Raw genomic sequence first — 25,133 nt, 5'->3', positions numbered from 1 at the left:
TGTTCCTATTTTAAATACTGAGAAAGTACATCCACGATTAGCTGGTGGTCCTCGTGTTGAGGCAGACCTGAAACAGTAATCGTACCAATCATACCGGTGTTGATGACACGAATCGGGAATGAGCCGCCGAAAGGGCTGTAATCCTTAGCATCGACGAAAGAGGCTTGGTCAATGGTTTTGCCTTTCATCTCTAGGTAATGTTTCATGTACCAAGAGCTGCGCTGAAATCGCTGAACCACGTTGGATTTGCGCCGAACCCACTCTTGATTATCTAATGTCGCGCCATCTAACGCAGTGTAAAATAGACATTGGTTGCCGACTGTGATGTCGATAGCGACTTTAGCTTGCTTACCTGCCGCAAGAGCACGAAGTGCAGTACCAATCTGCCAAGCTGTCTCTTTGTTAAAGTGGGGGAATTGCAGTTCCTCTTCTTGAGAAATTAAAGAGGCTAAAAGATCTTGAAGTTCAGATGAGGTAGAGGTTGTCATTATCCGGTCCTTATAAACGAAAAAGGGCGAAGTAACACTGGACACGAATGAAGGTTACTTCGCCAAAACTTGGAACCGAACTAGAGCATCAGTCCAAGCCCGAGGTGAGAAGGTTTTAATTCCTTCCTACTTCCATTTGGAGTGATGGACTAGAGTTCTAACTCTGCCATCAGTTTTTGTTCAATCTCACTGCTGGATTTGGCATTGAAGAGCGCATCACGGAAGTCGGCATGCATGATTTTGCGTGCGAGCTTCGAGAAAATCTTCATATGCTGGTCGCCAGCAGCGTGCTTATTTAACGTCAGCATGATGACGAATTGTGCTTCTTCATCGCCCCATTGAATCGGCTTAGCGAGACGACACACGCTCACCGCTGACTGCTCGATGTGTTCACTCTTGGTATGTGGAATCGCAAAACCAAACCCAAGCCCGGTAGAGAACACATCTTCGCGCGCCCACAAATCATCCGCAAGTTTATTCGGATAACGGCAACGACCTGTAAGGAAGAGGTTATCTGACAGTGTTTTAATCACTTCTTCTTTGCTGCGAAGGTCTAAGTCGAGCTTGATGCAATCCTCTGAAATAAGCGGCGCTTCAGTTTGGGCCATTCGGAACTGCGCAAGCAGGTGCTCTACTTCAAGAGGTGTGCGGCATTGCATCGCTTTATTGAGTAACTGACGGCATTCGCGACTATCTAGGTTTGAGATACGCTCTTTAGTTGCAGCAATACTTGGCGCACTCATGCTAATTTCATCCAGACCAAGACCAACCAACAGTGGTAGCACTGAGCCTTTCGCACCTAGTTCTCCACAAAGGCCAACCCACTTACCATGGCGATGTACTTCGCTCACTACGTGATCCAGTGTTCTTAGGAACGCCGGATTTAAGCTGTTGTAGTGTTTGGTGACTTTAGCGTTGTCACGATCCACCGCCATCAGATACTGGGTTAGGTCATTAGAGCCAATAGAGAAGAAGTCGACTTCTTCACAGCATTGATCGATGATAAATGCGACGGATGGGACTTCCATCATGATGCCGAGTGGGATCTTCTCATCAAACGGCACTTGCTCTTTACGAAGGTCTTGGCGAACTTCTGCGAGAATGTCTTTAACCCACAAGATCTCTTCCATTGATGAAATCATCGGGATCATGATTTTTAATGGACCATGCGCAGAGGCTCTTAGAATCGCTCTAAGCTGTGTTTTGAACAGTTCAATAAACTCTTCGTAGATACGAACCGCGCGGTAGCCAAGGAATGGGTTGTTCTCTTTCGGGATGTTGAGGTAATCAACGGGCTTGTCACCACCGATATCAATAGTGCGGACGATGATAGCTCGACCCGCCGCTGCATCGAGAGCTTGGCAGAAGATATTGTATAGCTCGTCTTCTTTAGGTGCACTCTTGCGATCCATATACAGCATTTCTGTACGGAATAAGCCAATGGCTTCAGCGCCGGATTCAAAGGCGGATTTGGCCTCTACTGAGTGAGCGATGTTGGCTGCCACTTCGAGCTTTTTGCCATCTTCTGTCATGCCTTGCGTGTCTTTAAATGCTGCTTGTCGCTCTCGAACCGTGTTAATGACACGCTGCTCTTGCTCGTAATAGCGAACAACGGGCTCACTTAAGTCGGTCACAATGGCGCCAAGGTTAGCGTCTAGGTAGACCTCACTGCCAATGTTGGCATCCAATGATCCGTCTTTAACGCCGACGACCGTAGGAATGCCAAACGAGCGAGCGAGAATAACGGTATGGGAGGTGCTGCCGCCATGAGTCAGGACAAGACCTTTTTAGAAGCGCTTTGTCTAGCTCTAGAAACTGGCTAGGAGTGAGGTCATCAGCCATGCAAATCGAGGCTTCAGTCAGTGCGAGTTGGCTGGTGTAGTGCTCGTCACCATAGATAGTTTGCAGCAGTTGGAAACATACGTCGCGGATGTCGAGTTCACGCTCGCGCAGATACTGGCTTGATGATTTTTGCAATTGCTCCGCGTAGTGTTTGGCAGTGGCAATAACAGACTGAGCGCTGCTTCGACCTTCAACTAGGTTAGTGTTCAGCTGCTTGGCAAACTCTTCATCATTAAGAATAGACAAGTGCGCCGCGAGGACTTCACTTTCGGTGTCGACCGAGGTTTTCGCTTGCACCTCGATTGATTTCGCCAAGTGGGCGACGCCTGATTTCAATGCTGATTGCTCTTGAACTAGCGGTTTGGCTTCTGGCATATAAGGGAGCTGGTCAAAATTGATTGCGCCAACTTTTACCACCACACCGCGTCCGACACCAGAACTGACGGAAGTCGCTCTAACCACACCTGAGGTTAGGTTTGCCAGGTTACGAGGCAGTGGTTGCTGTTCTTCATCGGCCTGCGTTTGTTCTAGAGGCGCATCGCAGTGCGGGAACTCATTAGCAATAAAGCTTTGTAGTGCCTCTAATGCTGTTTCTTCGTCCTCACCCTCAATAGTGATCACGCATTTGTCGCCAAGCAAGGTATCGGTACCGATAAGAGATAAAACGCTTTTCGCATTTCCAGAAAGCCCGGTACGCTCGTTCTGCCATTCAATGCTCGATTGATATTGATTACAAAGGGTTTCTACATGACCCGCTGGTCTCGCGTGAACACCATTCGGCAATTCACAAGAAAACGTAAAACTTCTCATAGGGGCTCATTCCTTAGGTTCGAAATTGTTATTGGTTGTTTATGACTACAACTTTAACAGTTCCAAAAATCGGGGCTATTGGATAAAAGTGCTAAAAACTGGATATTTGTTAGATGCTGGATTAACTGTGATAGCGCTCAAAAATACAGTTAATCTTGTGACTTCTGTCATGTTGATCGTTGTGTTAATAGTGGTTGATATTACGGAAAATCATTCCAAAACAATGCATTATAAATAAATTGCGTCCTCTCTATCTTGCTGTTACTCAAAGTGTGCTCAAGATCAACATTCATCTCACACCTAACAAATATCCAGTAAAAAGCAGTTTTGTCCTCTAACTGGATAGCACAAATGCTCACTATTATAACCCTGTGCGATAGAGATGGAGTTTCTCTGAAGCTTAATCAAAAACGTGAGCCAATAAATATAAAAGAAGTACTTCCTTTAATAAAAAATTTTAATACTTATGTACTCTAAGGAGAGGTCAATGAATGACTTAATCTCAATTCTTAAAAACACAAGACAACATCTAATGACGGGTGTGTCTCATATGATTCCTTTCGTGGTTGCGGGCGGTATCTTACTTGCGGCTTCGGTCATGCTTTATGGTGAGGGCGCAGTACCAGAAGAGGGAACCTGGCTGCATGACTTGTTCTTCATCGGTGTTGCTGGCTTCCAACTTATGGTTCCCATTCTTGCTGCTTACATCGGTTATTCCATTGCGGACCGTTCGGCGCTAGCCCCTTCTGCTATTGCCGCTTTCATCGGCGCTAATATGTACAACACGGGTTTCTTTGGCGCGATTTTCGCGGGTCTCCTAGGTGGTATCGTTGTCTTCTACCTCAAAAAGATCAAAGTGCCTGCATTTGCTCGCTCTATCATGCCAATCTTTGTCATTCCTATCATAGGTACGTTTATCACTGCAGGCGCCATTGTATGGGGTATCGGTGAGCCAATTGGTGCGGCAACTGAAGGTCTAACTAGCTTCCTTAAAGGCATGCAAGACTCAAGCATTGTGGTACTCGCTATCATCATGGGTCTAATGATTGCCTTCGATATGGGTGGTCCGGTCAACAAAGTGGCTTATGCATTCGTCATTCTTTGTGTCGGTGAAGGTATCTACAACGTTGCCGGTATCAGTGCAGTAGCGGTTGCTACGCCATCAGTAGGCATGGGTCTTGCGACTTTCCTAAACAAAAAACTATATGGCTCTGACGAGCAAGAAGCAGGCCGCGCATCAATCCTAATGGGCACCATGGGTATCACTGAGGGTGCGATTCCTTTCGCAGCTGCAGACCCACTGCGTGTTCTACCGTCAATCATGATCGGTACGGCAACAGGCGCCGCAACGGCAGCTGTCTTGGGTGTTGAGTGTTTCGCGGCATGGGGTGGCTTGATTGTACTGCCAGTGGTTGAGGGACGATTTGGCTTCCTGATTGCACTCGCTGTGGGCTCTCTTGTTACCGCACTAATGGTTAACTTCCTAAAAGCACGTCGCAAGGTCGAAGAGCCAAAGAAAGAAGAATCCGATGATTTAGACCTAGATATCACTATCGGTTAGTTCGAGATTTCACGGTTAGTTCGAGATATCACGGTTAACTCTTAGAAATTGAAAGATATATCCAATAAAAACAGAACGTTAAAAATAAAAGGTGAGAATTATGACTAGTATCGTAGCAGTAACAGCATGCCCATCTGGCGTAGCACATACCTACATGGCAGCAGAAGCGGTTGAAGCAGCAGCAAAAGCAAAAGGCTGGGACTGTAAAGTTGAAACTCAAGGCTCTATCGGTATCGAGAATGAGCTAAGTGCACAAGACATTGCTGGCGCTGACATCGTTATCTTGACCAAGGACATTGGTATCAAGAACGAAGATCGATTCAAAGGTAAGACGATTGTTCGTATCGGTGTGAGCGACGCAGTTAAGCGCTCTGAAGCAGTAATGGACAAGATTGCCGCGCATCTAGAGAAAGCGACGGCATAAATAATGACGGCATAAATAAATATGGCTCCTTCATTCGGAGGAGCCTTCATACCACAGTCACTTGTTCTGCCGGTTTAGCAAAGGTGACTCTGATATGAACTCAATCAGTACCCACATATAAAAATAATGGAGCCTATTGTGAGCACCGAAAGAATAACTCGATTAAAGTCTGCCCTGTTTGAAGCCCAACGAGAAATTTCCCTAGAGCGCGCTCTTCTGTACACCGAGAGTCATCAACAAACGGAAGGCGAGCACACCTTGATCCGCCGTGCTAAGGCCACCGCTCATGTTATGGACAATGTCGCGATATCTATTCGTGATGATGAGCTCATTGCAGGTAACCGAACCGTGAAACCTCGCGCTGGTATTGTGTCCCCAGAAATGGACCCGTACTGGATTGAGAAAGAGCTCGATATTTTCGAGTCACGTTCGCAGGATAAATTCTTTATCTCTGAGGATGATAAGGCGGTCTACAAGGAGACGTTATTACCTTATTGGTCTGAACGTTCGATGAAAGATTTCATCAATGGGCAGATCCCTGACAACGTCAAAGAGGCTGTTGCTGAGAAAGTCTTTAGTGTTAACCAGACTGATAAAGGCCAAGGGCACATCATCATCGATTTTGATCGATTGCTAGAAAAAGGTCTTGGTGCGTTAACCGATGAAATGTCGACACTGGCGACGGTCAATGCTGATAACGAGTTTTATCAATCGGTTTTGATCCTCTTAGAGGCGTCCATACGTCACATTCGCCGATATGAGGCCCTTGCTAATCAAATGGCAGCAGAGTGTGAGTGCCCAGTACGCGCCGCTGAACTAACCCGTATTGCAAACATTTCGGCAAACATCGCGACCCAAAAGCCGCAAGGTTTCTATGAAGCGTGCCAGTTGTTCTGGTATATGAACATTATTTTGCAATATGAATCTAATGCGAGCTCGCTTTCACTGGGTCGCTTTGATCAATACATGATGCCGTTCTATCAAGCGTCTATTGAACAAGGTGAATCACCTGCATTTTTGCAAGAACTACTCGAGAGTTTGTGGGTTAAGACCAATGACATCGTTCTGCTGCGCTCATCTAGCAGTGCTAAGTTCTTTGCGGGCTTCCCAACGGGATACACCATTTTGCTTGGCGGCTTGACCGAGAATGGACGCAGCGCTGTAAACACCTTGTCTTCCCTCTGTTTGGATGCGTATCAAAGCGTTCAACTACCGCAGCCTAACCTTGGTGTGCGCGTGAATGAGTTTATCGATAGAGCGTTCTTGAATAAAACCGCAGAGACGATTCGCCTCGGAACGGGTATTCCACAGATCTTCAACGATGAAGTCGTGGTGCCAGCGTTTTTAAACCGTGGCGTGTCGTTAGAAGATGCTCGTGATTACTCCGTTGTCGGCTGCGTCGAATTGTCTATTCCAGGCAAAACCTATGGATTGCACGATATTGCCATGTTTAACCTGCTCAAAGTGATGGAGCTGGTTCTAAAACGCAATAAAGACAATCAAGAAGTCTCGTTTGACGCTTTAATGTCTGAGATCCGCAGTGATATCTGTGACTACGTTAAGTTAATGGTCGAAGGCTCGAATATTTGCGATGTGGGTCATCGTGATTGGGCACCGGTACCGCTTCTATCTTCGTTCATCAATGATTGCATCGAGAATGGCAAAGACATCACTTACGGTGGTGGACGCTATAACTTCTCTGGTGTGCAAGGCATTGGTATTGCTAACCTGTCTGACTCTCTTATGGCGCTCAAACGTTTTGTGTTTGAAGAGAAGCGCATGAGCTTTGCTGAGTTTATTGAGGTGCTGGAATCTAACTTTGAAGGCAAAGAAGGTGAGCGCGTTAGAGCTCGCTTGATGAACCGATACGAGAAGTATGGCAACGATATCGATGAGGTCGATGCTATGGGGGCAGACTTACTTCGTTTGTTCTGCAAAGAAGTCGAGACTTACGAAAACCCTCGTGGTGGCTACTTTACACCTGGCTCTTACACGGTGTCAGCACACGTGCCACTCGGAGCGGTCGTTGGTGCAACGCCTGATGGTCGTCTGGCAGGTGAGCAGTTGGCTGATGGTGGTCTATCGCCGATGTTAGGTAAAGATCAACAGGGTCCAACCGCCGTGCTTAAGTCAGTCAGCAAACTGGATAATTACTTGCTCTCGAATGGCAGCTTGTTGAATGTGAAGTTTACCCCTTCAACGCTTGAGGGCGAACAAGGCATTACTAAACTGGGCGACTTTTTGCGTGCTTTTATGAAGCTCAAACTGCAGCACATCCAATTTAACGTGCTTAATGCAGAAACCCTTCGCAAAGCACAGGAAAAACCAGAGGACTATGCTGGGTTGGTAGTTCGAGTAGCGGGTTACAGTGCGTTTTTCGTCGAGCTGTCTAAAGAGATTCAAGACGACATCATTCGAAGAACTGCCCATGAGCTGTGAGTGCAACACTAGCGGTTCACGCTGCGGAGAACACAAAGGAGAGCTGGGCTCTCCTTCACCAACCGCTCGAGTGTTCAATGTTCAACGCTACTCGCTCAATGATGGTGAGGGGATACGTACTGTCGTGTTTTTTAAAGGGTGTCCATTGAAGTGCCCGTGGTGTGCGAACCCCGAATCTCGCTCTATTGAACAAGTAAACATTCGTAGGGAGTCAAAATGTCTTCACTGTGATGTGTGTGAACAAGATGTTGACGAATGTCCTAGCGGTGCTTACGAACAAGTCGGTTACGACGTCACGGTTGAAGAGTTAATTGCAGAAATCGCCAAAGACGATGTGTTTTATCAAACCTCTGGAGGCGGGGTGACATTATCCGGTGGCGAGGTTTTGGTTCACGGTAAGTTCTGTATTGAACTCCTTAAACAACTTAAAAAGCTTGGTTACAAAACGGCTATCGAGACCTCTGGGCATGGGAACAGCAACCACCTTGTTGAGATGGCGAAATACTGTGACGAGATTTTATTTGATTTCAAAATGATGAACAGAGAGCAAGCCAAAGACGTCATTGGTATTAACTTGGATAGAGTGCTCAAGAGTTTTGATGCTCTAAAGTTGGCACCTTGTAAGTTGATCCCAAGGTTGCCACTGATTCCAGGGTACACACTCGACCTGATCAATGTCGATAAGGTGCTGAAGTTTTTAGCACCTTATTCGTTAGAAGAATTACACCTGCTGCCGTTCCATCAATTTGGTTCCAGCAAATACGAAACACTAGGGATGACGTATTCGATGAAGGATACCCCGGTACCTACAAAACAAGAAGTTGATGCTATTCAGCGCCATGTCGAAGCACATGGATACAAAGTAGTCATAGGAGGCTAGACATGAGCAAGAAGCGAATTTTAATTACTGGTGCGGGTGGTTTCTTCGGAACACGATTTATTAACCGCTATCAAGGTGAGTTCGAGGTTCGAGGCACTGACGTTGCCCAATTAGACATCACGGACGCTGATGCAGTGAACCGCATCTTAGGTGAGTTCAAGCCTGATTTTGTCATCCATGCCGCTGCTATCGCCGTCACCGATTTTTGCAACAAGCATCCAGATGTGGCTCATAAGGTGAACGTCCAAGGAGCGATTAATGTCGCTAAAGCTTGTAAAGATGTGGGGGCGAAACTGGTGTTTATATCCACTGAGCAAGTGTTCAATGGCAATCCAGAAGCAGGACCATACACAGAAGAATCAACACCAGTACCGGATACGGTCTACGGTCAAAATAAACTGGAGGCCGAGCGAGAGTTAGCGACGATCTTGCCTGAGATGTGGGTGTTGAGATTCACCTGGTTGTTTGGTCTTCCAGAGCGCAATACAACGATCAATCCGAATGTGGTTTGGAATGCGACTCAAGCGTTATTTAACGGTGAGACCATGCACGAACGAGGCAATGAGTTTCGTGGTTTAACGTATGTTCATGAGCTTATTGAGCAGTTTCCAAAAATATTCGAAATTCCTTATGGAACTTACCACACTGGCGCGCACAACGACGCAAGCCGCTATGAGATAGCAAAACATATTTTAACTGAGCTTAAGCTCGGAAAACGCATCCAAGAGGTTCTGGTGCAAAGTGACGCGCCAAAGACACGTGATGTGAGACTTGATACCAGCAAGCTTGCTGCTCAGGGCATTCAGTTTACTGAGAGCAAACAAGCGATTACTAAGTGTTTGAAAGAATTCGGCTACTAAACATTTGTCTTTAAAAAAACGGTCTTTAAAGAACCAGTCTTTGAAAACAGGCCACACAGTAGCGACCCAAATTACCATTGGAGATGTACCCATGATTTATATGCTTGATACCGCCAACCTAGATGCAATTAAAAAAGCGGTAGACTTGTACCCAATAGTCGGTGTCACAACCAACCCGACCATCATAGCTAAAGAGAATCGTCCTTTACGCGATATCATTTTAGATATCCGTGAAATTATTGGTCCAGATCGCATGTTGCATGCGCAAGTCGTTAGCGATAGCGCGGAAGTCATGTTGGAAGAAGCGAAGGCGTTGCGTAAGCTTGATTCAGAAATCATCGTTAAGGTACCCGTGACGCCTCAAGGTATTAAAGCTATGAAGCTAATCAGTGCCGAAGGTATACGAATTACGGCGACTGCGATTTTAACGCCACAACAAGCTTTGATGGCTGCGATGGCTGGAGCTGAATTTTTAGCACCCTATGTAAACCGACTGGATAATATCTGTGGTGATGGTACTCAAGTGGCTGCGCAGATGGCACATCTTATCGATGTCTATCAGCTGGATGCGAAAGTACTCGCCGCGTCGTTTAAGAACGTCCAACAAGTACATGAAGTTGCCAAAGCAGGGGTACAGTCGGTCACAATCGCACCGGATGTATTTGATCAGTTGCTGGCTCATCCGCTGACTGATTCCGGTGTCGCGGGCTTTATGAGCGATTGGAATCAAGCGTATGGTGAGGGCAAAACGGTTCTTGATTTACTATGATCATGATTAGGAACAAGTTTACATAGAATAGACAAAGACAGGGATGCCTAGTGAGATTATACTCACTAGGCTTTTTGCTATAGAAAGATCTTAGGATTAGAATGAAGTTAGTTGGAGTTACGGCGTGTATTAGCGGTGTTGCGCACACCTATATGGCCGCAGAATTATTAGAGAAGTCTGCTAAGAAAGCTGGCTATAAGATTCAGGTTGAGACTCAAGGTGCTCTAGGGGCAGAGAACGCTATCGAACAAGCATCCATTGACGAAGCTGACGTTGCTTTCATTATTGCGGATATCAACATTGAGGGTGTGGAGCGATTCGCGCAATCACGATTGATTAAAATGTCGATTTCAGACTTTCTGCGCAACCCAGAATTGGCGATGAGTGCAATAGAGCGCGCGAAACGCGCCCCAGCAGGAACCGTTATCAACGTATAGATCTATTCTACCGTTCCGCTTTGATAGTGCGCTCGATACTGTGAAGGGGAACGGTCAGTTTGTTGTTTGAACACTCGGCAAAAGTAATTACTATCATTGAATCCGCAGCGATGTGCGACTTCCTTAACTTTCGTATCGTATTGTTTTAATAGATACTTTGCTCTTTCCAATCGAATCCTAGTCAGATACTCATTAAACTTAACATTGCCTTCTTTATTAAAAAGCTGTGACAAGTAATTCGGTGAGACATAAAAGTGTTTAGCGACCGATTCGCGAGTAAGTGGCTCGTGGTAGTTCTGCTCTAAGTAATCCCTAACCGCATCGAAAAGGGCTTTACTCTTAGATGGTGTTTCTGGTGGGTTATGAATCAGGTCATGGATATGACTAAACAAGCTGCTCGCGAGCAATCTCAGCGTATTTTGATCTTGTGAGTGCCATGCCAGCTCCTCGATCGCTTGCAGTATAAATGAGCCAGTTCTTGGTCCACGTCTGGCGACGTTTTCTTTGATGGCAGAATCAAACTTTTCTCCATCCCAACTGAGCAAGCTCATGCCAAAGCTTTGTTTGCCGACCAATATGGTCATGGTGACAACCGGTTTATCCCAATTAGGTTTGTTCCAGCTCTCCGCGGGTAGGTAAAGAACATCTCCTTGCTTTAATACGACACCAGTATCCGTTCCTACGTTACTACCTACGTCCATTTCCAACTCTCCAATAAGTACCATTTCAATGCGTGGGAAATGAACCTGGTAGGCAAGGGGAGGTGGACTTGGCAGATTGCCCGCGAACTGCAGGGAATGTATTTCTGCGGTTTGCGTAGCATAGTGGTGAAGCGCTTCAATAAGGTATGTTCTGTCTAACATGCTTTTATAACATTCTTCTAGAAAATAGTGATGTATTGATTCGAGTTGGCATTATACGTCACTTGATATTTCAAGCGGTTTGAGGTGGTTCACATTTAGATGACGATCTAACAAATGTCCAGTCTATCGTAGATTTTCCCTACAGGATTTAGACGAAAAGAGCAGTAAATTGAGAGGTGAAAAGTCAGCCAATAAGGATAATAAAATGAGTCACGAAACAACACTGACAGGGCTCTACTCCCTCGATGGATTAACGCCACGCCAATACGATGAATTAGACACTCACGGTTTTACGATTATCCCAGATGTCATTGACCCAGAGTGGTTGCAAGATCTTAGAGATAAATTCGACCAGCTCGTTGAAAAAGAGGGTGACCAGCTCGCGATTGAGCATCACCAAGAAGAGACAGTTACACGTATCGCGAACCTGATTAATAAGGGCACGGTATGGGAGAAAGTGTGGTCTCATCCATTGGTACTCGATGCGTGCCAACATATTTTCAAAGGCGAGTTCAAGGTCTCTAGCCTAAATGGGAGAGAGGCTCATCCAGGCGGTGGTATGCAGCCACTCCACGGAGACTGGAAAAAACCAAGACCTGATTTTCCAAAAGTCCATTTGGTAAACTCGATTTGGGCACTGGATGATCTGTGTAAAGAGAATGGAGCACCTAGAATCATTCCTGGCACGCACCTAAGACCCGAGTTGCCTGAGGATGTGTTGGAAGACACCGAGGCGACACATCCCCAAGAAGTGTATTTAGAATGCCCAGCCGGTAGCATTATGATATTCAATGCCCACACATGGCATGGAGGTACCATCAATTACATCGGCTCTCGCCGACGTGTTTTGCATGGCTTGTATGTTTCAGCTGATGGTATACAACAACAAGATCAGAAAAAGTGGTTACACCCAGAAACAGCACTTAGATTAAATCAAGCTCAGAGAAAGTTGCTTGGGGTATAGTTTTAACCGAAAACTGTACCATATTGAAAATTGCGACTATTCTCAAAGTTTTTCCCTTCGCATCACCTTGTCTTTTGTAGGTGAATCTGCTCACGTTATTTTGCAAATCCCTATGATGAGTCGTGCCTTGACTCATTATAGGGAGGTTGTTTTACTTGTGTTAACTGTTGTTATTATTGTGTTAAATAATAGGTATCTTGCACTATTTTAATATTGAGTAAATTCAGCAAGTTAATACGATATATATATCATTTAGCTCTGGACATATTTGTAATTGTAACCCCTTATTTCCTATTGTGTTGCACCTAAATAGTGCGCGTAAATAAGTGTGAAATTAATAACAAAACTATTATTTAACGGATTAATATAAAATATTCAGTTAGTTACGGGTTTGTTATTGGGGTTTTTTGCAAAAATAAGTCAATAAACATGATTACATACCACTTTGTGATAGTGATCAACATTATAACGCCTTCCTGAAATATTCGATGGTCAAATATTAAGATTCCTTTAAATTTGTATTTAAAACTTAAAGCGTAACAAAAGCTGTGTAATATCAATAATAAGAGTCAGCTACGGATAGAAGCGCACTAGGTCGTCAAGTTTTAATTTTAATAAAATAGCTAATAAAGCTAGTTGCTAGGAATGGAGTCACCAATGAAAAAGCTCGCAATAATCACAGGATCGAAAGGCGGAATTGGATCTGCTATCTCTTCTAAACTCGTTGAGGAAAACTATCGTCTAATTGCTACGTACAGCACAGGTAATTACGAGTGTGCTAAACGTTGGTTTGATGAAAAGGGCTTCACCGAAGATCAGGTTCGTCTATTTGAACTTGATGTTACTGATACTGAAGAGTGCAGAGAAAAGCTAGGTTTATTACAGCAAGAGGAAGGCACGTTTGACCTAGTGGTAAACAATGCCGGAATTACTCGAGACGGCCAATTTAAGAAAATGTCATCGAACAACTGGTTCGATGTTATTAATACCAACCTAAATAGTGTGTTCAACGTGACACAACCTCTCTTCGCGGCAATGTGTGAAAAAGGCAATGGCCGCGTCATCAATATCTCATCAGTCAATGGCCAGAAAGGTCAGTTTGGTCAAACCAACTACGCAGCAGCGAAAGCAGGCATGATTGGATTCACTAAAGCTTTGGCAGCAGAAGGTGCACGTTCTGGGGTTACGGCTAACGTTGTTGCTCCTGGTTATACTGGTACGCCAATGGTTGAAGCGATGCGTGAAGATGTACTGGATTCAATCAAAAGCACAATTCCACTGAAACGTTTAGCTAAACCAGAAGAGATTGCATCGTCGGTCGCTTTCTTGGCTAGTGAAGAGGCGGGATATATTACAGGCGAAACGATCGCTATTAACGGCGGTTTATACATGGCTTAACAGCTCAAAGGGATAACGATGGAAAAAGTATTTATTGTTGCAGCGAAGCGAACTGCAATTGGTAGTTTTGGTGGTACCCTTAAGAATATTTCAGCAGGTGATTTAGCTGCCACAGCAATTAAAGGCGCGTTAGATTCAACACCTATTTCAGTTGAAGATATTGATGAAGTTATTGTTGGTAATGTTGTCAGTGCAAATCAAGGCATGGGCATCGGTCGTCAAGCTTCAATTAAAGCGGGTATCCCTGCAGAAGTCCCAGCCTATACACTCAATATGGTGTGTGGTAGTGGTATGAAAACGTTAATGGATGCCGCGTCACATATTAAGGCGGGCGAAGCGGAAATAGTCGTTGCTGCGGGCGTTGAAGTCATGTCGCAAATTCCATTCGCAATGCCAGCTACAGCACGTAGTGGACATAAAATGGGTGACATGACCGCGAAAGACTTATTAGTCGCTGATGGTTTGACCGATGTATTTAATGCTTACCATATGGGTGTGACCGCAGAGAATATTGCTAAACAAGTCGATATCTCTCGCGATGACCAGGATGCTTATGCCTTGAGCAGCCAACAGAAAGCAGTTGCTGCGATTGAAGCAGGTAAGTTCAAAGAAGAAATCGTTCCTGTAGAAGTCAAGGTTCGTCGTAATGTTGTTGAGTTTGCGACTGATGAGTATCCAAAAGTGGATGCAACAATGGAAGGTTTAGCGAAGCTGCGCCCAGCATTTGACCGAGAAGGTAGTGTGACCGCTGGTAATGCATCTGGGATCAATGATGGTGCAAGTGCTTTGATTGTTGCGTCAGAATCAGCCGTTACTCGACTTGGCTTGACGCCACTTTGTGAGTTGGTGGCGAGTGCTCAGACTGGTCTTGATCCTCAAATCATGGGTCTTGGTCCTGTTCAAGCTGTCACTAATGCTTTATCTAAAGCTGAAGTCGCGATTTCTGATGTGAATGTATTTGAGTTAAACGAAGCGTTTGCTGCGCAAGCCCTTGGTGTAATTCGTAATTTAGCCTCTGAGCATGGCGTATCTGCAGAGTCAATTCTGCAAAAAGCCAACCCTAATGGTGGTGCTATTGCTCTGGGTCATCCTCTAGGTGCATCAGGTAACCGAATCATCGTTACCCTGATTCACGAAATGCTTCGAGAGAAGAAAGACCTAGGTGTCGCCTCACTGTGTGTCGGTGGTGGCATGGGAACTGCAGTCGTTGTTAAGCGCTGTTAATTGAGTTGTCGGAAGCCCAAGTAACTGGGATAGATTTTAGTTAGAAACTGGAATGTTTATTTCTTAGGAGAAATGATTATGTACACGGATATTTTCAAAGTGATCAACGAGCAGTCTGAAAAAACGTTTGAACCGTACACTAAGTTCAACAAACTGATGACAAAGAACGTAGAGACGTTGACGGATCTTCAACTTAACGCAATGCGCGCATACAGCGAGCTTGGTGTAAATCAAATGAAAGCGGCAACAGAGATCAAAGATGTTTCTTCTCTAGCTGTTTTCAATAGCCAACAGCTGAATACGCTATCTCGTCTGTCTCAACAGATGATGGATGATAGCAATAAGCTTCAGCAAGTAGCGAAAGAGTTCAAAGAAGACCTAGAAGCGATCACGACTGAAGCTGTTAAAGCAAGTACACCTGCTTAACTTCGGCAATACTTTATATATAGAGGGTTGCGGGGGCACTCGTTCCCGCAACCTTTTTTTGTTTCCAAGAAAAGGGTTTTAGCTATGTTCCAAAACTTCTTTTCGGACTACCTTGTGAAACTGCAGGAGAGCAACCAGCAATGGTGGAAAGACTTCGAGCAAGGCAAGGCAGCCGTAAATAGCCCACTGACAAAAGCGATGCAGGAACTCAATGCTGAGGATACTGCAGAGTTTATGGACAAGGCATCCAAGCAACCCGCCGCTATGTTAGATATGCAAACTAAGTGGTGGATGCAACAACTAGAAATTTGGCAACGTGTTGCTTTGCAAGCGAGCAATGAACAAGTTGTCGACGTTGAGAAAGGCGACCGTCGCTTTGAAGACGATGCATGGAAAGAAGAAGCGTTTTACAACTTTATTAAGCAGTCGTATGTGCTGTTCAGTAAAACCTATCTAGACACGATTAATTCCGTTGAGGGTGTCGATGAAAAAATCAAAGAACGATTGACCTTCTTTTCTCGCCAGACGCTAAATGCGCTATCTCCAACCAACTTCATTGCGACCAACCCTGAGCTTCTAAAGCTGACATTAGAGCAAAATGGTGAAAACTTGCTCGCCGGATTGCAGCAGTTCCAAGAAGACATGGAAGCAAGTGCGGATGTATTAAAAATCCGTATGACCAATACCGAAGCGTTCCAAATTGGTGAGCATGTCGCTAACACTCCTGGCGATGTCGTGTTTAAGAATGAGTTATTCGAGCTGATTCAATATCGACCTGTGACAGAAAAAGTAAACGCTACACCATTACTCATCGTCCCGCCATTTATCAATAAGTATTACATCCTTGATCTGAGAGAGAAAAACTCAATGGTTAAGTGGCTGCTTGAGCAAGGACACTCAGTGTTCATGATGTCTTGGCGCAACCCAGGACCATCTCAAGCTAAAGTAGAGTTTGGCGACTATGTTACCGAAGGCGTTGTTAAAGCAGTTGCGGCGATCGAGTCGATTACTGGCAAAGATCAGATCAACGCAGCAGGTTACTGTATTGGTGGTACGGTACTCGCCTCGACAGTTGCGTATTATGCCGCGAAGCGAATGAAGAAGCGTATCGTTTCTGCTTCCTTCTTTACTACACTGCTCGATTTTAGTCAGCCGGGTGAGGTAGGGGCGTATATTAACGACACTATTATCCGCGCTATCGAGGTTCAGAACAACTCGCTAGGTTATATGGATGGTCGCTCACTCAGTGTGACATTCAGCCTACTGCGTGAGAACAGCCTGTACTGGAACTACTACATCGATAACTACCTCAAAGGTAATAGCCCAGTAGACTTCGATTTACTCTACTGGAACAGTGACAGTACGAACGTTGCAGCAGCGACACACAACTTCTTACTGCGTCAACTGTATCTAGAGAACAAGCTAGTTCAGGATAAGGGCGTTAAGATTGGTGGTGTTTGGATTGATCTCGATAAGATTCGTATTCCAAGCTACTTTATCTCTACTAAAGAAGATCATATTGCACTCTGGCAAGGCACTTACCGCGGCGCATTGAAGATGGGCGGTAATAAGACTTTCGTTCTTGGTGAGTCGGGCCACATAGCAGGTATCGTTAATCATCCTGCTAAAGAGAAATATGGTTTCTGGACTAACTCAACGCTTGATGAGTCTGCTGAAGAGTGGATTAACAATGCAGACCACAACAAAGGTTCGTGGTGGCTGCATTGGAACGAGTGGTTGCAGCAATATATTGCAGACGAACAGGTAGATCCGTTCCCAGTTGGAAATGAGGATTACCCTGTACTGTCTCAAGCTCCAGGGGAGTTTGTGTTGCAGACTTTGCCGGTCATAGAGTCGATGGACGTTGCACCTCAACCAGAGTCTGAATCCAAAGAATCAGCGTAAATAATCTCAAGGGCCATTCATTGGCCCTTTTTTTCAACCATCCACACTTTTAGCCGAAGTATCAACGCACTTCGAGTATCCGTAACATACTTTTTTTTTCTCTAATGATACGTATGATGAATCCATAGCTAGAATCCAAGAGGTTGTTATGGAAATTGAAACACTAGAACAAAAAGTTAGCTACATCTACGGGCGAGAAATCGCTAAAGAGTTGGCACAAAAGTCATTTCCAAAAATGAACATCAAGATTATTCAAGAGGCGATCATGGATACGTTTATGCAAAAACCATGGCCCTTTGACCCAAGTGAAGCTGAAGAACTTAAGAAAGAGATGGAAGAGCAGCGTAAACGAGCGCAAGCAGAGCATATAGAACAGAAACAACAGTTCGAAGCGACCTTTTTTGAGCGAAACGGCGCTCGAGAGGAAGTGAATATTCATAGCTCTGGTATCCAATATGAGATTATTCATGCCGGAGAGGGCGAGAGCAAATCGGATGCCAATAGCCAGTTTGTTGTGCGTCATAAAACATGGCTGTTGAATGGTCAGCAAGTGGATGGTTCGGCCCACTTACCTGAACCGATGCGAGTAACTTTGCACCAAGCTCCTGTCTCATGGTTAGTCGCTCTTAAAGAAATGCCAATCGGAGCAACGTGGCGTTTATACGTCCCTGCACATCTTGCTTACAAAGAAGACGCTCACCCTACCGTTCCAGCAGAAACTGCGGTGATCTTTGACCTCAAGCTTGAGGCCGTTGAATCCAAGTAGTCGTAAATACTTAGTATTACGAAAAGACCAGCATTTAATGCTGGTCTTTTTGGTTTGGGTGATATCGTATTTGGATGTTGCGAACAGCCATTAATAAAACTTATCTGAAGCTTAAAAGAATATAATGCTCAAATAATCACCTAAAGTTTATATCTATGCTTTTATGTGTCGTTTTTGTGGCTTATTTGTTTTTATGAACAGTGTTTTAATAACATTTGGGGTGATCTCCGTCACGTCACGGGATCGGGAAACAAATTTGTGATTCTAATCAACTAGTTTGTGCTGCTAATCTGCTCCGGCTTTTGATGACTCCATCAAGAAGCGTTATAAAAATAAGGAGTAATTATGACTAACGCCAAGAAACCAATGTCACTGACATCTCGAGTGATCATCGGTATGGTTGCAGGTATTTTGACAGGCTTCGCTATTCGAGGTCTATTTGCTGAGAACGGATTTGTAGACGCATACATTGTAAACGGTCTTTTCGAGGTTGGTGGTCAAGTCTTTATCGCCAGCTTGAAAATGCTCGTTGTCCCACTGGTATTTGTTTCACTAGTTTGCGGTACCAGCTCTCTTAAAGACGTCACCACACTCGGCCGTTTAGGTGGTAAAACCGTTCTGTTCTATGTCGCGACAACTGCAGTCGCTATCACACTAGCCCTAACTATGGGTACTGTGTTCCAACCAGGTGCAGGTGCTGACCTAACTGCGGCAAGTTCATTCGCTGCTGCTGAAGCCCCATCTCTGGGACAAGTTATTATCGATATGTTCCCAACCAACCCGATCAGTGCGATGGCAGAGGGCAAAACCCTTCAGGTAATCGTGTTCGCGGTTCTGTTTGGTATCGCTATTAGCGCAGCAGGTGAGCCTGGTGAGCGCATCGCATCAGTTTTCCGTGACCTCAATGAAGTGATCATGAAACTGGTCGCTTTGCTGATGAACATCGCGCCTTACGGTGTGTTCTTCCTAATGGCGAAGCTATTCACAGGTCTTGGTCTAAGTGCCATCTTTAACCTAGCAGAGTACTTCTTAGTACTTACAGCAACGCTGCTTCTACACGGTCTAGTAACATACAGCGTGATGCTTAAGTCTTTCACAGGTCTAAGCCCAATTACGTTCCTGAAGAAGATGGAAGATGCAGTAATGTTTGCTTTCTCAACGGCTTCTTCAAACGCGACAATTCCAGTGACGATGGAAACGGCTCAAAACCGTCTTGGTGTTGATAACAAGGTTTCTTCGTTCACTATCCCACTCGGTGCGACCATCAACATGGATGGTACGGCTATCATGCAGGGTGTCGCGACGGCGTTTATTGCTCAAGCATTTAACATCGACCTCACTATGGGTGATTACCTGACGGTTATCTTGACCGCTACGTTGGCGTCTATCGGTACAGCGGGCGTTCCTGGTGTTGGTCTAATCATGCTGGCGATGGTACTAAACCAAGTAGGTCTGCCACTAGAAGGTATCGCTCTTATCATGGGTGTTGACCGTCTACTAGATATGATCCGTACTGCGGTTAACATCACTGGTGACAGCGCGGTAACGTGTATCGTGGCTAAGTCTGAGGGTTCTCTAGATGTAGAGAAGTTCAACGACCCAGCAGCTGGTGAGAAAGAAGAAAAAGTTGAGCTAGTGCACAGCTAATTTAGACTTCTAGTTAGCAGATAACAAATCAGCAGATAAAGAAAGGGCCAGTGGATATCCACTGGCCCTTTTTCATTCTATTTTCAATTGTTGTTCACGTCTCTTTGAGCGCGCTATCAATCTAGTGCACTGTACCGGTATTTCTTGAAACACCAAGCTGCAAGTGCTCCCCAAACAACGGTAAGTACCCAAAGCTGCGTCCAATCACTTCGAATCTGAGTCCAATCTGCTCCCATTTGATTTAGCTTCAAGAACCCGCTGATAGCCGCTTGAGTAGGGAAGGCTGCTGCGAACCATTGCATTGGTGCTGGAAGCATTTCAGTGGGCCAGATAAAGCCTGCAGAAAAGATTAAAGGCATAGAGCTAATCAACACAACGACCGTGACTAGCTCTCTTCGAGGCGTTAGCGCTCCTAGGAAAATCCCAATAAAGCACGACGTTAAAAAGAACGGTAGCATTAAAGTGAGAATTTCAAATGGATTGGCGAGCGTGCTAATCCCATACATACTAAAACTGGCACCAAAATAGAACATACCTAGCAGATAGTAGATGGCGGTAAGTACAAAGCTTCTAACTGCGATAACAGACATTACAGACTGTGAACTCCAATAGCCTTTGCCTTGACGTTGCGTCCCACCAACCAGTCCAGATGCCATGGCCAGCGTCTGTTGCAGTATCAACACAAATACCGCAGGGACGACATAATCTACATACCCCATTCGAGGGTTAAATGTGGGTTTTGCATTAAGTCGAGTTGCCGAGTATTGCTGACTCGCTAACTCAAGCGGTACACCATCAATCAAAAGCTTTGAAACTTTGGCCTTGGCCGCTAATGTCCCGCCCGCTTGCGCTAATCCTTCGACCACAGTGCCGTAAACCAAGAACAACGATGCATCGCCTGCGTAAGCTAATACCGGACTCTTACCCAACATAAGATCTTTGTAGAAATGCTCAGGGATAACCAGAAATCCTGTGATTTCACCGTTGATGAAAGCTTGCTTTGCTTGTTCGATAGTGTGATCGCGCTGTACCACTTGGACATTCGGCGTCGCGTCGACCATGCGCTCGAGTTGGAAACTCGTTTGGCTTTGGTCGAGATTGACGACTGAAATTGGTTGCTCTCTTGGCGTCTGCTGACTGTATGGAAGAGGGTAGAGAAACGAATAGAATATGACTCCACCAAATACCGTCAAAACAACCACGGGATTAGTGAGAACTGCTTTGAGTTCAAGTTTAATGTGTTCTAACAAGGTCATGCTGATAACTCCTTAGCTAAATGCTTTTTGATCAGCATAACGGTGAGCGCCAGTGGAATAATGTAGCCAATTAAAGGCATTAGATGGGCCAGCGATTGCGCCGCATGAACACCGTAACTTGCTTGACTCACCTGAACCTCAATGTAGTGACTAATAGGCAACAGCTCGCGCCAAAAAACAGCAAGCGGCCCCATATCAGTGGCAGGGAAGGTGATACCCATAAACGCAAAACTTGGTGCGGTGAAGGCGCCAGCGAAGCTCATTGCCCTAGCAGCATCGCAAGTTAAGAAAAAGAACAGCGCCCCCATGATCATACAAGCTACGGTCGTGACTAGCTGAGCAAAAATCAGAACCGTCCAGCTGCCCTCCATGGGCCAGCCGATCAAGTCGTAAAACCAGATTAGAAACGCCAATCCAAGTAATGCAAACCATACAAAGTAGGGGAACAACGTATTGCTGAGGTTTCTAACAATGCTCCCTTTACCTAACCACGGAGCAATGCCTGCTACTCGATAGTTGGCACTTAACGCGAGCACGGTAAATGACACGATGGCTATCTGCCAAATGGCAGGGACAATCGCGGTCACCAGAAACTGAGCGTAGTTGGTACCCTTGTTAAACAGGGGCGTTATCTGTGTTCTAACGGAAACGGCTTTGCCGACGGCAGCCGCGCCCGTCGTGTTGCCTTTTGAGAGTGCTTTCACAACTTCTACTTGGGCATTAAATGTCCCTTGGGCTTGCAATGCTGCAGAGTTAATCAGTCGTCCGACAAGTATGTACTGACTGTTGTAGAACAGAGTGACCTGAGGAGATACGGATCTCACTATCGCCTTATCGAAACCCGGTGGCACGTACAAAATGGCATAGATGTCACCTTCGACTAAAGCCTGCCTTGCCTGACCAATATCTTCATATTGGTGGTCAACACTGAGCATTGATGTCGCATCATAATCTCGAATCAGCTTTTGCGACAAGGTGCTTTTGCTTTGATCGACAACACCAATCGGAAGGTTGCTCGCTATCCCTTGAGAGAAGATCCAGTAAATAGACAAGCAGAGCAAAATGGGTACCCATGTCAGACATGACAATAGCCATTTGTCATGTCTGAGTAGGTGCCACTGGCTACGAAAGTGACTCTTTACTAGCTTTCTACGAGAAGCAATAGAGAGAGTAGGTGAAGTTTGAGACATAACCGCGCCTTACAGTTCTACGACCAAACTCATACCCATACGAAGCTTCACGTCATCCAGTGGCCTCGCTTCAACCTCAAATGTGCGCAGATCAAAGCCTTGCGTCGCATCAGTAGAACGCCAAGTTGCAAAATCACCCATTACCGCTACGTGTGTGACTTTGAACGTGACTGACTCATCGAGTGCTGGGACGTACGCTTCAAACTCGCTGCCTTTCTCGAAGCGGTTTAATGCGTCTTCACGAACATTCAGCACGGCCCAGGTATCTTTCGTATCAATAACAGTCACAACAGGGAATCCTTGTGGAGCTAGTTCACCGCTGTGAAGTAGTACTTGAGATACTTCACCATCAAACCAAGAATGGATTTGGGTATCGGCAGCATACGCTTCTACTTCTGCTACGGCACCCGCGGCCATACGTGCTTTTTCTGCAGCTGCTAGCTTAGTTTCGTCACGTGCACCTTCTTTCGTCATCTGGAACATTTGATATGCTGCGCTTTCGGTATACTTTGCGGCTTGCCACTGCGTTAGTGCTTCGTCACGCTTTTGCTCAGCAACGACGCCGTCTTTATAGAGGTTATTGACGCGAAGATAAGTTTTTTCCATCAATGCCGCAGCCGCTTTCGCTTTGCGCCATTGATCTTCTGCCGCTTGAATCTGCTGTTGTCTTGCGCCAATTTCTGCCTCTTTCGCTAATGCGCCAGCTGCTTTTTGGCCAGCAACCGCTTGCTCAAGCTTGGCTTCAATCTCAGGACTGTGAATCGTAAAGATGAGCTGTCCTTCAGACACATTATCGCCTTTACGTACCATCACCTCATCGATACGACCAGGTACCTTAGATGAGATGCTGTACTGCTGTGATTCTATTTGACCTTGAATACGAAGAGGTGGTGTTTGGTAAGCATCAAAGAACTTGTAGCCAACCCAGCCAATTACAGCTACAGCGCCTAATGTCACTAGTGCCGGTTTTACCTTGTTCATGATGCGTCCTCAGTTCTTAGTTGTGCAGGGGTAACTGCGTTATGTTTGTACGTAGCAAAGTTGTTCATCTCACTAGAAAGTGCGAGAAGTTTGTTGAGTGATAATAGGTATTGGAAGCTTGCTGCATCCTGCTGAGTTTTTATACTGGCGAGATACAGCTCGGCATCAACTACGTCGAGCGAGCGGCCTAGGCCTTGTGAGAAGGCCTTTTGACGCAGTTTTAGGTTTTCCTGAGCCAGTTGGATGCTTGAGTTTAACCCCTGAACTTCGTCTAAAGCTTGCTGCGCTTCTAGGTAGGTTTTCTCAACGAGCACGCTAAGATCCTGACGTGCTTGTTTACGCAAAAACTGCACTTGAGAGACCGCGCTGTTTGCCGCTTTCATTTGTTCGCTGCGACCCGTGTTTTCAAGCAGAGGAACGCTAACGCCAATACCTACAAGCCAATCTGGTTTAAGCTGACTGGTTAGGGAGTCTCCGTGATATAGACTGTAGTCACCGTAGGCATAGACTTCAGGATAGTATTTGCCTTTCTCTGCCTTCATCAAGCTGCTTGCTTGTTTCTCTTTTGCATCAAGAATGGCAAGACCAGGGTAGGTGTCCAGAGTTTGATCGACGAATGCATCAAGAGGTGGCAGGTTTCGATTGATAAATAACTCATCACGGGGTTCAACGGTTTCGGTCTGGCCCAAAACTTGTGTAAGCGCGGCCTGTGCGATGTTTAGGCTGTGTTCAGCTTTTTTACGCTCGACTACCGCCTTATCAAGGGATGCCTCGGCTTGTAAACGCTCGACACGTGCGATTTGACCTTGCTCTTCAAGCTTGATGGCGAAATCACGGTGCTTAGTCAGTCCATTTTCCACCGCCATACGAGTATCGACGACGTTTTTTGCCAAGATGACACTGAAGTAGTATTTGCTGAGGTCTTCATAGCGCGCTTGTACTTCCATCGCGAGTTGGCTTTGCGCCTCTTCTTTTTTACCTTCAGCCGCGGTTTGAGCTGCAGTAATACGACCACCAGTGAAGATAGGCCAAACAGCACGAATAGAGGAACTGAAAATATCTTTATTTTCCAGAGTTGAGCTTATGCTACCTAGGCCGGGCAATATACTACCGATTGCGTTCAGAAGAGCAGGATCCACGCCGTTTAGGCTGTCGGCAAATTGTTTACCACTCAAAGTGACGTCTTGATCGAGGCGAGTATAGTTTGCCCCTACCGTTACTTTAGGCAGGTTGAGACTGCTTGAAGCGTCTTTTAAGTGGCCATATCGCTCTACGTTTGCGCGCTGCGCTGCTAGTGAATTGTTGTTCTGCTGAAGCAGTTGCCATGCTTCATCAAAAGAGACTTCTGCAGCTAAGCTGCTAAGTGAAAGCGTTCCTAGCAAAGCGCCCAAAGCCAATGGCAGGGACTTGATCTTCATGAATGCTCCAAATCGATGTTAAAAAATTATCTAGAGTATATGCTCTAATAAAATGGCGTGCAATAACCTAAATATAGTTGGTATTTCGTTAATAGCGTGTGTATGTGTCTGTTTTTTTCGAATTTATTGAAGCAATAGATGGGAACACGAAAAAAGCAAAGCCGGGAGAGACTTTGCTTTTTGCTAGCGAATTAAACAATTAATCGTGGGAGGGGCATACATAACCGGCCCGCCACAATAAGTGTTTTGATTTAAGAAGTGCTTTTAACACTTCGCTACCCGACATTTGAGGAGAAGCGAACGAGACTTGAACGTCTTGGTCTAATTCGTCCTCAGGCGAGTTAGTGGTTTGGTAAGCCCTCACATGCGTAAAGGTTGCACGTCGATTGCGCGACAGCAAAGCCCTATCTAGGCAAATTCCAAAACAGTCACGTTCCATAATCTATTCCCTTATCATAGTTCTAGTAATTATTGGTTACGGTTATTACTGCTTCATTGCTATTTTATTTTTATTGTCTGGCTCGATGGCCTACGACTAGTTACATCTTATTAACGTGTCGAGAATCTCAGAATTCGGGGCAGCCG

At 45.5% G+C, this 25,133-nt stretch carries 23 protein-coding genes; 14 read left to right on the top strand and 9 right to left on the bottom strand.

What is annotated here, in order from left to right; translation table 11 throughout:
* Positions 1 to 5: 5 nt before the first annotated feature.
* From AC6I8Y_RS08885 to AC6I8Y_RS08875, 3 genes are all read right to left on the bottom strand, one after another.
* Positions 6 to 488 carry a heme-degrading domain-containing protein gene (locus AC6I8Y_RS08885; protein ID WP_498019939.1) on the bottom strand — a complete coding sequence of 161 codons (483 nt, stop codon included), beginning with the start codon at positions 486 to 488 and terminating at the stop codon, positions 6 to 8.
* Between the two features lie 149 nt (positions 489 to 637).
* Positions 638 to 2,230, bottom strand: coding sequence for a phosphoenolpyruvate--protein phosphotransferase (gene ptsP / locus AC6I8Y_RS08880; RefSeq protein WP_498021476.1), 1,593 nt, complete (start codon positions 2,228 to 2,230; stop codon positions 638 to 640).
* A complete protein-coding gene (locus tag AC6I8Y_RS08875; RefSeq protein ID WP_498019938.1) occupies positions 2,187 to 3,140 on the bottom strand; it encodes an HPr family phosphocarrier protein in 954 nt (317 codons plus the stop codon). The genes ptsP and AC6I8Y_RS08875 overlap by 44 nt, the downstream gene beginning before the upstream one ends.
* Before the next feature lie 487 nt (positions 3,141 to 3,627).
* Here AC6I8Y_RS08875 and AC6I8Y_RS08870 point away from each other — a divergent pair, with 487 nt between their 5' ends.
* The 7 genes from AC6I8Y_RS08870 to AC6I8Y_RS08840 all read left to right on the top strand — a co-directional run bounded on the left by AC6I8Y_RS08870 (position 3,628) and on the right by AC6I8Y_RS08840 (position 10,510).
* Positions 3,628 to 4,701, top strand: a complete 1,074-nt coding sequence (locus AC6I8Y_RS08870) for a PTS fructose transporter subunit EIIC (RefSeq protein ID WP_042472751.1) — start codon at positions 3,628 to 3,630, stop codon at positions 4,699 to 4,701.
* 100 nt (positions 4,702 to 4,801) lie between these two features.
* The gene (locus AC6I8Y_RS08865; protein WP_498019937.1) at positions 4,802 to 5,125 is read left to right on the top strand and encodes a PTS fructose-like transporter subunit IIB; all 324 of its coding nucleotides are present in this window, start codon (positions 4,802 to 4,804) and stop codon (positions 5,123 to 5,125) included.
* Between the two features lie 138 nt (positions 5,126 to 5,263).
* On the top strand, positions 5,264 to 7,564 hold the full coding sequence (locus tag AC6I8Y_RS08860; RefSeq protein WP_498019936.1) for a formate C-acetyltransferase: 2,301 nt from the start codon (positions 5,264 to 5,266) through the stop codon (positions 7,562 to 7,564).
* Positions 7,554 to 8,444 carry a [formate-C-acetyltransferase]-activating enzyme gene (locus AC6I8Y_RS08855; RefSeq protein WP_498019935.1) on the top strand — a complete coding sequence of 297 codons (891 nt, stop codon included), beginning with the start codon at positions 7,554 to 7,556 and terminating at the stop codon, positions 8,442 to 8,444. The genes AC6I8Y_RS08860 and AC6I8Y_RS08855 overlap by 11 nt, the downstream gene beginning before the upstream one ends.
* Before the next feature lie 2 nt (positions 8,445 to 8,446).
* On the top strand, positions 8,447 to 9,304 hold the full coding sequence (locus AC6I8Y_RS08850) for an SDR family oxidoreductase (RefSeq protein ID WP_498019934.1): 858 nt from the start codon (positions 8,447 to 8,449) through the stop codon (positions 9,302 to 9,304).
* Positions 9,305 to 9,395: 91 nt separating this feature from the next.
* Complete coding sequence (locus tag AC6I8Y_RS08845) at positions 9,396 to 10,073, top strand: fructose-6-phosphate aldolase (protein ID WP_498019933.1); 678 nt, start codon at positions 9,396 to 9,398, stop codon at positions 10,071 to 10,073.
* Positions 10,074 to 10,174: 101 nt separating this feature from the next.
* Entirely contained in the window at positions 10,175 to 10,510 is a 336-nt protein-coding gene (locus tag AC6I8Y_RS08840) for a PTS fructose transporter subunit IIB (protein WP_394154424.1), read from the top strand.
* A 2-nt stretch (positions 10,511 to 10,512) separates the two neighbouring features.
* Here the strand turns inward: AC6I8Y_RS08840 and AC6I8Y_RS08835 are convergent, their stop codons facing one another.
* On the bottom strand, positions 10,513 to 11,373 hold the full coding sequence (locus AC6I8Y_RS08835; protein WP_394154426.1) for a helix-turn-helix domain-containing protein: 861 nt from the start codon (positions 11,371 to 11,373) through the stop codon (positions 10,513 to 10,515).
* Positions 11,374 to 11,578: 205 nt separating this feature from the next.
* Here AC6I8Y_RS08835 and AC6I8Y_RS08830 point away from each other — a divergent pair, with 205 nt between their 5' ends.
* The 7 genes from AC6I8Y_RS08830 (at position 11,579) to AC6I8Y_RS08800 (ending at position 19,703) form a co-directional block, all read left to right on the top strand.
* Entirely contained in the window at positions 11,579 to 12,337 is a 759-nt protein-coding gene (locus AC6I8Y_RS08830) for a phytanoyl-CoA dioxygenase family protein (RefSeq protein ID WP_498019932.1), read from the top strand.
* A 657-nt stretch (positions 12,338 to 12,994) separates the two neighbouring features.
* Positions 12,995 to 13,735, top strand: a complete 741-nt coding sequence (locus tag AC6I8Y_RS08825) for an SDR family oxidoreductase (protein ID WP_446567325.1) — start codon at positions 12,995 to 12,997, stop codon at positions 13,733 to 13,735.
* A gap of 18 nt (positions 13,736 to 13,753) precedes the next feature.
* Positions 13,754 to 14,959: an acetyl-CoA C-acetyltransferase gene (locus AC6I8Y_RS08820; RefSeq protein ID WP_234495914.1), complete on the top strand. Its 1,206-nt coding sequence runs from the start codon at positions 13,754 to 13,756 to the stop codon at positions 14,957 to 14,959.
* Between the two features lie 78 nt (positions 14,960 to 15,037).
* Positions 15,038 to 15,385 (top strand): phasin family protein, encoded by a 348-nt coding sequence (locus tag AC6I8Y_RS08815; protein WP_042472759.1) that lies wholly within the window; start codon positions 15,038 to 15,040, stop codon positions 15,383 to 15,385.
* An 84-nt stretch (positions 15,386 to 15,469) separates the two neighbouring features.
* A complete protein-coding gene (gene phaC, locus AC6I8Y_RS08810; protein ID WP_498019931.1) occupies positions 15,470 to 17,290 on the top strand; it encodes a class I poly(R)-hydroxyalkanoic acid synthase in 1,821 nt (606 codons plus the stop codon).
* 148 nt (positions 17,291 to 17,438) lie between these two features.
* Positions 17,439 to 18,056: an FKBP-type peptidyl-prolyl cis-trans isomerase N-terminal domain-containing protein gene (locus tag AC6I8Y_RS08805; RefSeq protein WP_498019930.1), complete on the top strand. Its 618-nt coding sequence runs from the start codon at positions 17,439 to 17,441 to the stop codon at positions 18,054 to 18,056.
* Between the two features lie 345 nt (positions 18,057 to 18,401).
* Positions 18,402 to 19,703 carry a dicarboxylate/amino acid:cation symporter gene (locus tag AC6I8Y_RS08800; protein ID WP_042472764.1) on the top strand — a complete coding sequence of 434 codons (1,302 nt, stop codon included), beginning with the start codon at positions 18,402 to 18,404 and terminating at the stop codon, positions 19,701 to 19,703.
* Positions 19,704 to 19,819: 116 nt separating this feature from the next.
* Here the strand turns inward: AC6I8Y_RS08800 and AC6I8Y_RS08795 are convergent, their stop codons facing one another.
* The 5 genes from AC6I8Y_RS08795 to AC6I8Y_RS08775 all read right to left on the bottom strand — a co-directional run bounded on the left by AC6I8Y_RS08795 (position 19,820) and on the right by AC6I8Y_RS08775 (position 24,987).
* Complete coding sequence (locus tag AC6I8Y_RS08795; RefSeq protein ID WP_394154436.1) at positions 19,820 to 20,959, bottom strand: ABC transporter permease; 1,140 nt, start codon at positions 20,957 to 20,959, stop codon at positions 19,820 to 19,822.
* Positions 20,956 to 22,149 (bottom strand): ABC transporter permease, encoded by a 1,194-nt coding sequence (locus AC6I8Y_RS08790; RefSeq protein WP_498019929.1) that lies wholly within the window; start codon positions 22,147 to 22,149, stop codon positions 20,956 to 20,958. Before AC6I8Y_RS08790 ends, AC6I8Y_RS08795 begins: the two co-directional genes overlap by 4 nt.
* A 9-nt stretch (positions 22,150 to 22,158) precedes the next feature.
* The gene (locus AC6I8Y_RS08785; RefSeq protein WP_394154440.1) at positions 22,159 to 23,130 is read right to left on the bottom strand and encodes an HlyD family secretion protein; all 972 of its coding nucleotides are present in this window, start codon (positions 23,128 to 23,130) and stop codon (positions 22,159 to 22,161) included.
* Entirely contained in the window at positions 23,127 to 24,548 is a 1,422-nt protein-coding gene (locus AC6I8Y_RS08780) for a TolC family protein (protein ID WP_498019928.1), read from the bottom strand. The genes AC6I8Y_RS08785 and AC6I8Y_RS08780 overlap by 4 nt, the downstream gene beginning before the upstream one ends.
* Before the next feature lie 199 nt (positions 24,549 to 24,747).
* Positions 24,748 to 24,987 carry a cation transporter gene (locus AC6I8Y_RS08775; RefSeq protein ID WP_498019927.1) on the bottom strand — a complete coding sequence of 80 codons (240 nt, stop codon included), beginning with the start codon at positions 24,985 to 24,987 and terminating at the stop codon, positions 24,748 to 24,750.
* Between the last annotated feature and the right edge of the window lie 146 nt (positions 24,988 to 25,133).

It is taken from the genome of Vibrio sp. KUL78 (genome assembly GCF_059725505.1).
This window is presented reverse-complemented; position numbering and strand designations above follow the sequence as displayed.

Excerpts from the sequence above, each read along its gene's own strand:
- AC6I8Y_RS08785 (WP_394154440.1), bottom strand. The coding sequence starts at position 23,130 with ATGAACAAGGTAAAACCGGCACTAGTGACATTAGGCGCTGTAGCTGTA.
- AC6I8Y_RS08850 (WP_498019934.1), top strand. The coding sequence starts at position 8,447 with ATGAGCAAGAAGCGAATTTTAATTACTGGTGCGGGTGGTTTCTTCGGA.
- AC6I8Y_RS08835 (WP_394154426.1), bottom strand. The coding sequence starts at position 11,373 with ATGTTAGACAGAACATACCTTATTGAAGCGCTTCACCACTATGCTACG.
- AC6I8Y_RS08795 (WP_394154436.1), bottom strand. The coding sequence starts at position 20,959 with ATGACCTTGTTAGAACACATTAAACTTGAACTCAAAGCAGTTCTCACT.
- AC6I8Y_RS08780 (WP_498019928.1), bottom strand. The coding sequence starts at position 24,548 with ATGAAGATCAAGTCCCTGCCATTGGCTTTGGGCGCTTTGCTAGGAACG.
- AC6I8Y_RS08790 (WP_498019929.1), bottom strand. The coding sequence starts at position 22,149 with ATGTCTCAAACTTCACCTACTCTCTCTATTGCTTCTCGTAGAAAGCTA.
- phaC (WP_498019931.1), top strand. The coding sequence starts at position 15,470 with ATGTTCCAAAACTTCTTTTCGGACTACCTTGTGAAACTGCAGGAGAGC.
- AC6I8Y_RS08815 (WP_042472759.1), top strand. The coding sequence starts at position 15,038 with ATGTACACGGATATTTTCAAAGTGATCAACGAGCAGTCTGAAAAAACG.
- AC6I8Y_RS08800 (WP_042472764.1), top strand. The coding sequence starts at position 18,402 with ATGACTAACGCCAAGAAACCAATGTCACTGACATCTCGAGTGATCATC.
- AC6I8Y_RS08820 (WP_234495914.1), top strand. The coding sequence starts at position 13,754 with ATGGAAAAAGTATTTATTGTTGCAGCGAAGCGAACTGCAATTGGTAGT.
- AC6I8Y_RS08885 (WP_498019939.1), bottom strand. The coding sequence starts at position 488 with ATGACAACCTCTACCTCATCTGAACTTCAAGATCTTTTAGCCTCTTTA.
- AC6I8Y_RS08870 (WP_042472751.1), top strand. The coding sequence starts at position 3,628 with ATGAATGACTTAATCTCAATTCTTAAAAACACAAGACAACATCTAATG.
- AC6I8Y_RS08775 (WP_498019927.1), bottom strand. The coding sequence starts at position 24,987 with ATGGAACGTGACTGTTTTGGAATTTGCCTAGATAGGGCTTTGCTGTCG.
- AC6I8Y_RS08845 (WP_498019933.1), top strand. The coding sequence starts at position 9,396 with ATGATTTATATGCTTGATACCGCCAACCTAGATGCAATTAAAAAAGCG.
- AC6I8Y_RS08865 (WP_498019937.1), top strand. The coding sequence starts at position 4,802 with ATGACTAGTATCGTAGCAGTAACAGCATGCCCATCTGGCGTAGCACAT.
- AC6I8Y_RS08855 (WP_498019935.1), top strand. The coding sequence starts at position 7,554 with ATGAGCTGTGAGTGCAACACTAGCGGTTCACGCTGCGGAGAACACAAA.
- AC6I8Y_RS08805 (WP_498019930.1), top strand. The coding sequence starts at position 17,439 with ATGGAAATTGAAACACTAGAACAAAAAGTTAGCTACATCTACGGGCGA.
- AC6I8Y_RS08825 (WP_446567325.1), top strand. The coding sequence starts at position 12,995 with ATGAAAAAGCTCGCAATAATCACAGGATCGAAAGGCGGAATTGGATCT.
- AC6I8Y_RS08840 (WP_394154424.1), top strand. The coding sequence starts at position 10,175 with ATGAAGTTAGTTGGAGTTACGGCGTGTATTAGCGGTGTTGCGCACACC.
- AC6I8Y_RS08830 (WP_498019932.1), top strand. The coding sequence starts at position 11,579 with ATGAGTCACGAAACAACACTGACAGGGCTCTACTCCCTCGATGGATTA.
- AC6I8Y_RS08875 (WP_498019938.1), bottom strand. The coding sequence starts at position 3,140 with ATGAGAAGTTTTACGTTTTCTTGTGAATTGCCGAATGGTGTTCACGCG.